The sequence below is a fragment of the Tenacibaculum sp. L6 genome (assembly GCF_028823685.1).
In the GTDB taxonomy this organism is placed as follows: Bacteria; Bacteroidota; Bacteroidia; order Flavobacteriales; family Flavobacteriaceae; genus Polaribacter.
In genome coordinates this window covers 1-12,434 of record NZ_JAPEHZ010000062.1, presented here as the reverse complement: position 1 = coordinate 12,434, position 12,434 = coordinate 1, and the positions used below count along the sequence as shown (strand labels likewise).

Genomic DNA, 12,434 nt, shown 5'->3' with positions numbered 1-12,434 from the left:
AAGATTTTTTTCATAATTTTTAATTTAGTGTTATGTGTTGCTAAGATAGTTATTTTATTTAATTAGTAATCTCTCTCCTTTTGAATGACTACTAAATTCAGGTGCATACATGCTCTGAATAGTGGTGATTCCGTTGCTGAAATTACCTGCGTTATTCACACGAACATCGTATTCAAATACATATATTCCTTTAGGTAAACGATCAAAAAAGAAATTTGTTGCAGCATCTTTTGTGCTTTCATAATAGCCCAAACCATCTTGCCATTTGTATTGCGATAATACGTTAATTGGTTCAACTCCACTAGCTCGCATATCTTTCATGTGTACAAACTCCATGTCTCTGTCTGAACGAAGTTCTATTCTAACGGTGATTAAGTCTCCAATTTCTAGCTGTGTTTCTTTGGTGATTTCTTGTAGTTTTTTTTCTGTGTTAGTGTTAATTTTTTTGAATAGTTTCTTATTCAAGTTTAACGGATTTTTAACAGAGGTAATTTTATCTAAATCTTCAAAATACTGCCAATATAAGCCACCCCAAGCAATACCTTTTCCTTTTTTAGTGATGCTTACTGTACTCATTTCAGGAGTAATTTCAGAACCATTCCAAGAGGTTTTAAAATAGCCTGTTCCAGCTTCAATTTTAGTATTTTCCAACTGAGTCGGATTGATAGCTTTATTTCCAATAGTTATATCAACCATATCGGTTACTGAAATCCAATCGCTACCTTGTAATAATAAAGCATATACAGCTTCGGTAGTTGCTTTGGTAGTTTTCCAACGATTGGTTTGCTTGTTTTTTAATAACCAGATTTTTAAGTTATCAATTGTTTCTGTGTTGTTTTCAATTTCTGAAAAAGCTTCGATTAATAAAGCTTGAGTTTCAATAGGTGCTTGATACCAATACCAACTAGGTTTGTTTTCTTTCCAATACATTCCTAATTCTTCTGAAGTAATGCTGTTTTCTTTTAAAGAAGCTATGATTTTATTAGCTACGGAAGTATTTCCGCTTCTAAATTGAAGTAATGTGATTTGTCCTTTTCCGTATAAATTGAATTCTTTCCAATAGTTTTCTGTTTGATTTTTATAGTATTCAACAGCGGTTTTTGTCGTATCGTTAATTTCAATATTAGTATAAAAAGAACGCATGTATAAATATTGAATGATAAAATAACTCAGGTGATTTTTCTCTAAGTATTCTTCGTATTTTTTTTGCCCTTTTTCAGCTTTAATACGTTCAGCACTTTCTAATAACTTTTTGTAAACTTCTTCAATTTCTAGATCTAAAAAGTGGATAGCATCCACAAGCATCTTTTTTGTAGAGTTATCTATTTTGGTAACGCCTAATTTTTGTAAATGTCCGAAACCGGTAGCAATATGATTGGTAATAAAAACATTAGGATTATCATTTCCTTTAAACCATGGGAATCCGCCATTGTTTAGCTGCATTTCTGTAAGCTTGTTGATAGCTTTTTGCTGCTGATTTCTCATTTTATTCAAATCAAACAACAAGGCAATACGTTTCTTTTGTTCTGTTTCTGATTGTGCGTCACGTAACCAAGGAGTTTCTTGAATAATCAACGATTTTAATTCTTGATTTTTTTCTAGGTTACTCAGAAAAGCATCCGAAGATTTCCACGCGTTGAATACTTCTTGAATCCTCGGATTTGAATTTGCAATATGACTCGCCAAGGTATTAGCATAATAACGAGCAAAAGTTTGTTCACTGCATTCGTATGGATATTCCATTAAATAAGGTAAAGCTTGTACAGCATACCATGCAGGGTTAGAGGTGACTTCTAAAGTAAGTTTGTGATGTTTTAAAGTACTACTTGGTTGGCTGAGCGTAGTCGAGGCCAATTTATCTAACGTGAATGTTTTAGTTTCATTGGAACGAATCCACATAGGCAACGTTTCAGTTACTAACATTCGGTTTGATAATACTGGTAACACATTTTGTTCTCCATCAGAAAAATCTCCTGCCTTGGCAATTACTTTATATTGAATTGCTTGGTAAGTATCAGGAATAGCCAAATTCCAAGAAACTTGTGTGTTTCCATTTGAATCAACATTAAAAGATTGGTTTTTTAATGAATTAGCTAGCAAATCAATTTCCTTTCCAGTAATTGCATCGGTTAGTACAAGTTGCGCTGTTCCTTCTAAATTTTTATCAGATATGTTGGCAATTTTAGTACTAAAAGTAATTTGATCGCCTTCTCTTAAAAATCTTGGAGCATTCGGTATCACCATTAATTCTTTTTGAGTAACGGTAGTTAATGTTTTTGTAGCTGATTGTACCTCCTTAGTATGCGCTAGTAATTGTAATTTCCATCGTGTTAATGATTCAGGAGTGGTAAAGCTAAACGTTACATCTCCGTTTTTATCAGTAGTTAAGTGTGGATAGAAAAAAGCAGTTTCTTGAAGGTTTTTTCTAGCTTTTACATTAGCCAATTCGTTATCTATTTTTGATTGACCATCTTTTGTAATAATAACAATAGCGCCAAATTTTCCTTTTTCACCATATAAAGCAATGGCTTCATTAGCCTTTAAAACAGTAGAAGATACAATATCGTTACTAGAGATATTAAATGAACCAACAACTTTTCCATCTACAATGTAGATAGGAGTGTTTTTTCCATTTGAAGAAGCATTTCCTCTAATTCTGACGATGCCATCAGCTTCTTCTTGACTTTCTACTATTTCAACACCTGCTACTTTACCTTTTAGAGCAGCATAAGGCTGATCATTTGTTGTTCCGTAAGCCACAGTAACTACTTCTTCTAATAAGTTGTCTGAAGTAAGAATTACTATTGAAGATTCATTTAACTGTCGTTCTTCAGTTTTCATTCCAACAAAACTAAAAACGAGAACATCACCATTTTTGACTTTGATAGAATATTTTCCGTCAAAGTCTGTTTCAGTTCCAAAGGATGTTCCTTTAACTAACACAGTAACACCCGGAAGAGGTCCTGTTTCGTCTTGAACAGTTCCTGTTATAATTTTATCATAATCTTTTCTTGTAGTTTTTTGAGTTTCTGCAAGTCGTTGAACAAGATACGTTTTTGAACCCAACGATGATTATTAAAGCTAAATCCAAACCAATTTAAGCGATCGTATTGTTGTGTTGGATAATAACTATTAGGATAAATTCTATTAAAAACCCTGAAATGCTCATTGCCAAAACTTTGGTAAGCATTTGCACTGCTGCCGTAAGAATAATAGGTTGAAGTTGTAATTGGATTGAATTGCCAATTATGTGCTTTGAATTCATCTAAAGAAGCATCGTACATGCTCGCTAAAACTTCTGCAGCTACTTTGTTGTTTTTATCATTTTTAATAGTGAAACTCCAAGTTTCCTCAGCTCCAGGTTGTAGTTTATCTCTAAATGTATTGGTTTCAATGGTAATTGTTTCTTGTTTGTTAGGTACAGAAATAGGAATCGTTCCGCTTACAAAACTGTTATAATTCACAAAGTAGTATTTGATAGCAAACCCACCAATATCTTCTTTTGTAACTGGAATTTTGATTGTTTTTAAATCATTATTTAAATGAATAAGTTTTGTTTTTACAATTTGATGATTCTTTTCTATTTGAATAACCACAGTTACATCTTTTGAAGCAGAACCAATTTGTAATTCTACATTATCACCAGATTTGTAACTCGGTTTGTCTGTGTTGTAAACAAATAATTGATTATCGGTTACACTTTTCTCAACTCTTTTTGTTAATGTAAAACGAGTTTTATCGGTAACATCTTGTTCAAATTTATCTTTGGAGTTTAATATGATAACATACTTTCCAGAAATCCATTTTGAATAATTTTTTAAGATAATTTCTTTTGATTTTTGTGTATCAAAAGCTTGTTCAAAAACCAATGTACCTTGTTTCCAAGTTTCAGGATTTTCTTCTTCTTTGGTATAAGCATCGTGTGGAAACAACTTTCTAAAATCAGCTTCTGAAATATCTTGATAATCAGGAGTGCTCCAAGGTCTGCTACGTAACGGACTTTTAGGGGCTTGTAGTTTGTATATTTTAAGGTTTCCTTCCGCAGGAACAAATTCTCCATTCAAATTTTTACTTGAGATTTTAAGGGTAGTTTCCTTGTCTGATTTGTCTATTGTTGAAGGAGCTACTATTGAAGCAAGCAATGAATGATATCCAACTTTTACAATCGACGTAGCCGAGCGAGTTTCGCCATTAATATCGGTAACATCAGCATTGATTTCATATTCAAAAACAGGAAGATTTTCTTTGTCTACACTTTCATCAGGAACTGCTTTAAAGGTGATTGAAAAGTTTCCTTGGGCATCGGTTGTCAATTCTCCATGCGTAATTTCTTGTACTTCTGAAATAAATTGAGGTCTACGCCAATACCACCAATTAGGATATTGTACTTTACGATGCACTCGATATACTACTTTAGCATCGGTAATGTTTGCTCCAGAAAATGCTTTGGCGAATCCGTGAACAGTAATGCTGTCGTTTACCTTATAAGTTTTAGTGATAGGTTTAAACTCAGTTTTAAACTTAGGACGTTTATATTCTTCAACTGAAATAGGAGTAATATAATCTTCTTTGGTAAAATAATAATCTGCATTATCGTAAAATTTACTTTCTCGTTTTTCGCTTTCATCTATTGAAAATGAATATTCACCAGTTAATCCATTGTTAGGTAGTATAAACTCTCCAGAAGTTGAACCATATTCGTTCAGCTTTAGATTCAATGTTTTTACTTCTTGATCATTCACATCGTTTAATGTGATTTGTACATATTCATTGGTAAATGGTTTTGTAGCTTCTCCTTTTTGCTGAATAAAAATAGCTTTAAAATATACCGTTTGACCTGGGCGATAAATGCTTCTATCCGTGAAAATAAAAGGTTTGATATTTATATCTTCCTCTTCTTCAACATCAGATGTTTCGTGGTGTTTGTATAGGTAGTAATTCCCAAAAATAGCAGAATCATTTTTTGTAGTTACCGTAATATATACATTGCTAAAGTTGTCATTACTTTTATAACTAGCAAAACCATTTTTATCGGTTGTTAATTTTTTATGAATTGATTTTCCGTATCTACGTTGCTTGTTTTGTAATAATAATTCAGCATTTTTAATTGGTTTTCCTGTGTTTCTATCCACCACTTGGTAGGTTCTGATACCGTTATTGTTGTTTTCAACCAATACTAGATTGGTTACTTGTAAGTTGGCGGTAGCGTATAGGTCAGAAGTATTAAAAATGGCATTTTTATGAGCTACGATTAAATAATTTCCCTGAGTTAATTTTGGAACAACAACTTCAGTCGTGTGCTGTAAATAATCTTTTTCGTTTCGTAAAGCACTATTCCAAGAAGTAGTTTTTTGTAGCTTTTTTATAAAGTTGATTTTATCTTCGTCTTTATAAATTTTTTGAAGCTCTTCTAACTGTTTAGTGGTGATTTTATAAGCACTAAAATGTAGTTTATCAATGTTGTTGTAAGTAACTAATATTCTTGAAGGCTTGTTTATTGGAACAAATTTTTCAGAAAGAAGAGTTAATGATTCTAATTTGATTTGTTGCTGTAAAGTTTTACATTTTTTTGCAGCAATACTTTCAGGAAATTGTTCAATTACTTTATTACAAATAGCTAACGCATCTCTATTTTTAAAACGAAAATCTTCATTTTTATTAGCTTGATATGAGGTTGCTTGTTGATTATAAATTCTAGCAATTTCATATTGATACAAACCACTTACTTCGTTGTTTTTATAGTTGTTTACTGGTGTTTTTAAGGTTTGTAGCAACAACTCTTGTTTGTTGCTAAAAGTAGCATGCTGATTTACAAAATGAAGTCGTTGTATATCGGCGTCAACCAAAGCTTCTAGATTGTTATTTTTTAAATGAAAAGAAAGTAGGTTTTGATAAATTTTTAAAGCATTGAATTGTAGTGATGAATCATCTTTTGTAGTGAGTTTTAGGTTTGAAAATGTTTTAACATCACTAATATATTTTGCTTCATTAATTTTAAATTGATAGGTAGGTTTTGTAATGCTGGTTTCTGTAGTTTTATAAAACTCTAAAGCATTATGCGCTAAAAAATCGAATAGAGTAGGACGAAATTTTTTAGAATCTTTAACAGCGTGGATAATTTCTCCAAACTCATATATGTCTACTTTTTGGAGTAGTGTTTCATTTTGTAAAGAATTTTGATAATGACAGTGAATTTCAGTAAAAAGTGTGTCTAAATCCCATGTTCTAAAATCGTTTCCATCAACTTTTTGCTCCGTTTGTGTTCGATTGTAAAACTTCCATCTGTTTTGATTGAAGTATTGCCAATACAAGTTAGCTAAAATATTTTCGAGTACATTCTTGGTAGGAAAATTACTTTTATCAATTTGTTGTTTGAATTGATTGATAATTTTCAATTGCGCGTCTTCCTCCAAAGTCAATGAATATTTACTTTTATAAAATAGCGATTTTATAATTTGAGGTGAGTTGTTACTTTTTTCTGCCTTTTCATAAATACTTTCAACAACTTTTAAAGCTGATTTAGGTAGATTATCCAACTCAAATTGATTTACTTTTTCCCATAAATCTTTATAGTTTTCTTGAGCGTTTACTATGGTTGAAAATAAAATTAGTAGCAAAATAGAGGTCAATTTTTTCATAACGTGATTATTCATTTATAAATACAAAACACTAAAAAAAGTCAATTTATTACAAGTTAAAGTTTGTAATAATAGCATTTGAGTGAGTGTGTGCAACTTTTCAATGAGTTTAATATTTAAAGATACTTAAAATTCTTACTTGGTTTTGTATTTTTGGGTTTTTATACATTACAGATAATTTACTACATGAGAATTCATTTTATAGCCATAGGTGGTAGTGCAATGCATAATTTAGCCATTGCTTTACAACAAAAAGGATACCAAATAACAGGAAGTGATGATACAATTCACGATCCATCAAAAACTCGTTTAGCAAATAAAGGGTTGTTGCCAGAAGAATTTGGTTGGTTTCCAGAAAAAATTACTACCGATTTAGATGCTATAATTTTAGGAATGCATGCAAAAAAAGACAACCCAGAGTTGTTGAAAGCACAAGAATTAGGAGTGAAGATTTATTCGTATCCAGAGTTTTTATATGAACAATCTAAAGACAAAACTCGTGTAGTTATTGGTGGTTCACATGGAAAAACAACCATAACTTCTATGATTTTACATGTGTTAAATTATCATGAAAGAGAAGTAGATTATATGGTGGGAGCACAATTAGAAGGCTTTGATACGATGGTGCATTTGACAGAGGAAAATGAATTTATTGTGTTAGAAGGAGATGAATATTTGAGTTCACCGATAGATATGCGTCCGAAGTTTCATTTATACAAACCTAATATTGCGTTGTTAAGTGGAATTGCGTGGGATCATATCAATGTGTTTCCAACATTTGAAAACTATGTAGAACAGTTCAAGATTTTTACTGATTCTTTAACAAATGGAGGAATCATGGTATATAATGAGGAAGATGCCATTTTAAAAGAAGTGGTAGAAAGTTCAACTCATCCGATAAAAAAATATCCTTATAAAACCCCAGATTATTTTATTGATAATGGAACTACTTATTTAGAAACGTCTGAGGGAGATTTACCGTTAGAAATTTTTGGAGATCATAATTTACAAAACTTAGCTGGGGCAAAGTGGATTTGTCAACACATGGGAATTGATGAAGATGAGTTTTATGAAGCAATTGCTAGTTTTAAAGGAGCAAGCAAACGATTAGAAAAGATTGCTGAAAATCCTTCTTCAGTAGTGTTTAAAGATTTTGCACATTCACCATCTAAAGTTGCAGCAACTACAGCTGCGGTTAAGAATCAATATTCGGATAGAACTTTGTTAGCATGTTTAGAATTACATACCTATTCGAGTTTAAATGCTGAGTTTTTATCAGAATATAAAGGAGCTTTAGATAAAGCAGATATAGCAGTGGTGTTTTATTCTCCCTATGCAGTAAAAATTAAACAGCTAGAAGAAGTTTCTGAAGAACAAATAGCGAATGCTTTTGAGCGAGATGATCTGATTATATATACAAATCCGCAGGAATTTAAAGAGTTTTTATTCAGTCAAAACTTAGAGAATACCACTTTGTTATTGATGAGTTCTGGTAATTATGGTGGTTTAGATTTTGATGAGATTAAGAACTTGGTTTAAAACCAAACTTTCTTTTTAGCCAATTAACATCTGTTATTTTAGAGTAAACAAATAAAAAATAAGATTTATTAAATAGGGCTTTGAATAAAATTTGAACTCTAGATAATAATTTTAAGTAGAAGCTTAACATCTTTTTCTTGATTTTGGTATAGCTGTTTGGTGTTAAGCTTTGTAAACAATCTTTAATGTATTGCTGACTTTTGTTGTCTGAAGTGTATTGTAGGTTCTGTGGTTTAGATAAAATAAAACTGTATAAATCTAAACCACCATTTAATTCTTTAGATAGGTTTGTGTCTGTAATTATAGTTTCAGATTTTAGTTTATTTCCTTGAAGGAAAACATCATAAGCACCTCTTAAGTTGATGCTTTTAAGAAAGTAAGCATTATCATTAATCAATTTAGAAAATACAGTTAGTTTGATTTGATTTTCAATTGATAAAAGGGTGATGTTATTAGTTGTAAACAGAGAGTCTTTAACAGTTCTGTAGTTGAAAAATGTAGCTTTTTCTTTTCGTAACATGTTTTTATGAATTTCAATAGCTCCAATTTTTTCAGGATGTGTAATTCTAGGTATATGCCTGTGATCATCAAAAAGCTCAGAAACTTTGTCAGTATAGCCATATTTTTTTAGGATATTAAGAGTAGTTTCAATATGGTTTTTATCAACTAAAAAATCAATATCGCCTACCATTCTTTCAGCGATATCTTCATAAAGCCCTTCTAATAAATTACTCGTTCCTTTTAAAAAAATGGGATTGATATTGTTTGATAGTAAAAGTTCATTAATTTCCTTAGCTTCTTTTATAATTTGCTGATTTCGCTCCCTGTTTAAATCAGTAATATGTTTCATATATTCGACTAAATCAGTAGGTAAGTAGTGTAAAAAATCAGCTCGTTTTAAATTGCAATATAATGCTGGGAAAACATAGTGGGTTGTACTTACTTTAACTACAGCGTTCCAGTCAACCAAATCCGATTTAATTTTTTCTTCAACTAAATCCCTATTCGTTTTTTCGTAAGTAATAGTTAGACACTTACCAATAAATAATAAAGCCTCTTTATAAGTCATCAGCAAATATTTTTTTAACAGTTGAAATCATTTTTTCATTATCCGAATAAGTTAGCTGATAACATGGTAACTTTTCAAACCAATCTAAAAAAAGTTTAGCATTTTCAGGGAGGGGAGATAACCACGAATCAGGTACTAATTGTTCAAAAGCTGTAATGTTTGAAATTTTATTAATGATTAAATCACTATTTTTTTGATACTTGATAAAGACCAAGGCTTTACAAGGAAGTTTTAAAGAGTAATTTTTGTTGTTGGTAGGTAAGTACCGAACAATTTTATTAAGTTTTTTAAAATGATATTCAGCAGATGTTTTCAATTCAGGATAAATTGGAAGTAGTGTCTCTAAACTGTTTTTTTTAATAGATATAGCAGAAGGAAAACTATGTACATTTAAAGAGTTATCAACAGGTACAAAATCATCGGCTAAACAAGTAAATCCATTAGCTTGTAATAATGCTAATGAAGTACTTTTTCCGTTGCCAGAATCTCCTAAAAATAGAATAGCATTATCACCATTGCTAACAGCAGATGCGTGAAAAGTTCCTATCCATTCATCTTCATTTTTTTGATGTATTTTCTGTACTAATTCCATTGAAAATTTTCCTTGAAAAAAATGTACTTCATTCAAATTCCAAGTACCGATGTGCAAACCATCTATAGAAAAAGAAATAGCATTATTGTTACTATATACTTCAAATTGATGGTCGATATTAGTAGTGTTTTCAATTTCTAAATGAGCAAATTTTGGATGCACTAAAGAGGTTTCTATATCAGAAGCAAAATTTACTTGAAAATAGAATCCATTTATTTTATAATATTTTATTGAATGAAATATCTGTGGTTTTTGTACTAAAAGAGTTTGATTATTTCTAGGTGTTTTTTTTGAAGTATTAAGTAGCATTTCAATATCCTGAACTAAACTAAAGGCTTCTTTGTTAGGAATATTAACTTGTTTAGTTATTTGAGAAACAATTTCTTCTTTGTTAATTTTTTTGTTTAAAAGAGAATGTATTTCAGTAATTAAAGGTTCTACAACAAGATATTCATTGTTGTCTTGGAACCAGATAATACTTTTATTTTCAATGCTTTGTCTAATTACATTATTCTTCATAACTTTTTAAAGTAAAAGCCTCGATAAATCTATCGAGGTCTTTTAGTATAGGTGTTTAAATAAAATTAGAAATCTTGACCTGGATCTTCAGGACTTGCTGCCTGTGCTTTTTGCGGATTTAAAATCATATAGGTTCCTAAAGCTGTTAAAGCGGCATATTTGCTGTAGCTTCCTATCTTCTTTAAAGCTTCTTTTCTAGTTATGTCTTTATTGTTATGTTTAATTTGTTTTTTCATAATTCTTAATTTTTTAGTCTAAAATAATTTTAGCATTCGTTTTTATAGAATCTGAAACTAACTCAACAAGGTAAACACCTGAAGCTAGTTTTGGTGTTGAAATTTCAGTATAACCATTGGAGTTAAAAGTGGTATTAAAAACTTGTTTACCTGATAAAGAGAACATTTTTAAAGTAGCTTTTTGATTTTGAAGCCCTTTAACAATTATGACTTGACTGTTTTTAGGTTTAAATAATTCTATACCTTTTGTTTTATTAGGTAGGTTTAAATTTAAGTTTTTAGCACTTGTGTGTAGGTAGAACTGTCCTGTACCATTAGAATTTTTACTAAGCGTAGTAGTATAGTTCTTTTCAGATAAATTAGTGAAAGTGCTATTGTTTTTATCTTCTAAATATACTTTAAGGTTATCTGGTAAGTTTTCAAAATTCACAGAAAAAGTTATTTCTTCACCAGCATTAGCTCTTAAACCAATGGGAATAATCATCTTTTCATAATCATTATTGGGTAATGTTTGAATAGCTAATTGTTTTCCTTGATTATTGGTGAGTAGCTCAGTAAATACAGCTAAGCCAGAAGTATCTTCTCCAAACATTTTCGAGTCATAACTTCTATCATATCCTGTAGTTTTTCCTGAAACATAAAAAACTTGTGTAGATCTCTTGATTTCGTTATTGCTAACAGATAACTCAATTGAAGGAATAGGTTCCTGCTTCATGAATGTATCTGAATTTTGATGACTTTGGTTTGAAAAAGCAAAGATAACATTGTTGCTTGTTGCGGCTTCTACAAAGAATGCTTGCCCTGGAGCAATTTCAATAGGGGTAAGTGCATTTCGTGTAGTGTAGTGTGTTCCGTTCCATAACCAAATGGTCTCACTAGTAAGTATAGATGAGTTTGCAGCTGTAAAGCTAACAGAGTTAATATAGGCTGTATATGGGTTTCCTATAAGGTTGTAATTAGTTCTACTACCTGTAGAAATAGCTTTAGCAATATTAGAAGTATTCGCTGTACCTGTAAATGAAACTGTACCCGGGGTTGCTAACTTAATAGAAACACCTGTTCCATTAGTTATTGTTCCAGTATTACCACTTTGCACATATAACCACGCTGGTCCAGTAATATTGCTGTAAGGAGCTAACCCTAAATTACCACCAGTTCCAGAAGCCAAGGTATGGTTAGCAATAATATCCTCTAAAGTTTCACCAGCAACAGGAGGTGATACCAAGTACCATAATGTAGTTGGTAAACTTCTTTTATAAGTTACAGTACCAGTAACAGTACTTTGTGGTACAAAAGAAGCTCCACTATTAATTGTTAATGAATTAAAGGTTAACGCTGACGAGGCAGTTGGATAGTTCTCTAACCCAGAAGGAATAGTTATATCTGCATTGTTAGGAGGAACAACATTGTAATCCCAGTTTGAAGCTGTATTCCAATCGTTATTAGTTGCGCCAGTCCAAATAGGTGTAACTTTAAAAGCTGTATTATCAATTGGAAGAAGATTTTCGCCATTATCGATGTCAATTAACCAATTAGTAATATTGGCTATTTCAGTAAGATAGGCACTATAAGCACCTAAACCTGTTCTTGGCCCAATGTATTTACCCCCGTCGGGATTTCCTGTCTCAAAGAGGTTAATAAAAGTGCTTCCTTCAGTTAAGCCACTACCAGTTAAATCACCGTAGTTACCCGCTTCATTTTGAATACCTGCTAAAAATGTAGTTGGTGCTTCAACAGTACCTAAATAAGCAAATAAAGCATCACCACTAGCAGCTAAATTTAAAGTGCCTCCAGCACCTGCTGATGATAAGGATCCTATAGAAGAACCAAATCCAGGGTTT

At 31.3% G+C, this 12,434-nt stretch carries 7 protein-coding genes; 1 reads left to right on the top strand and 6 read right to left on the bottom strand.

What is annotated here, in order from left to right:
- Positions 1-54: 54 nt before the first annotated feature.
- Both OU788_RS10180 and OU788_RS10175 read right to left on the bottom strand, forming a co-directional pair.
- Positions 55-3,066, bottom strand: a complete 3,012-nt coding sequence (locus tag OU788_RS10180) for an alpha-2-macroglobulin family protein (protein ID WP_274635081.1) — start codon at positions 3,064-3,066, stop codon at positions 55-57.
- A complete protein-coding gene (locus tag OU788_RS10175; protein ID WP_274635080.1) occupies positions 2,988-6,638 on the bottom strand; it encodes an MG2 domain-containing protein in 3,651 nt (1,216 codons plus the stop codon). Before OU788_RS10175 ends, OU788_RS10180 begins: the two co-directional genes overlap by 79 nt.
- Before the next feature lie 186 nt (positions 6,639-6,824).
- Between OU788_RS10175 and OU788_RS10170 the strand changes: the two genes are divergently transcribed.
- A complete protein-coding gene (locus tag OU788_RS10170; protein ID WP_274635079.1) occupies positions 6,825-8,177 on the top strand; it encodes a UDP-N-acetylmuramate--L-alanine ligase in 1,353 nt (450 codons plus the stop codon).
- Here OU788_RS10170 and OU788_RS10165 read toward each other — a convergent pair.
- From OU788_RS10165 to OU788_RS10150, 4 genes are all read right to left on the bottom strand, one after another.
- Positions 8,161-9,246, bottom strand: coding sequence for a nucleotidyltransferase family protein (locus tag OU788_RS10165; protein WP_274635078.1), 1,086 nt, complete (start codon positions 9,244-9,246; stop codon positions 8,161-8,163). The two genes, OU788_RS10170 and OU788_RS10165, sit on opposite strands and share 17 nt — an antisense overlap.
- Positions 9,236-10,357: a hypothetical protein gene (locus tag OU788_RS10160; RefSeq protein WP_274635077.1), complete on the bottom strand. Its 1,122-nt coding sequence runs from the start codon at positions 10,355-10,357 to the stop codon at positions 9,236-9,238. Before OU788_RS10160 ends, OU788_RS10165 begins: the two co-directional genes overlap by 11 nt.
- A 65-nt stretch (positions 10,358-10,422) precedes the next feature.
- A complete protein-coding gene (locus tag OU788_RS10155; RefSeq protein WP_274635076.1) occupies positions 10,423-10,593 on the bottom strand; it encodes a hypothetical protein in 171 nt (56 codons plus the stop codon).
- Between the two features lie 13 nt (positions 10,594-10,606).
- Positions 10,607-12,434, bottom strand: a 1,828-nt coding sequence (locus OU788_RS10150) for a T9SS type A sorting domain-containing protein (protein WP_274635075.1), incomplete at its 5' end; no start/stop codon positions are given.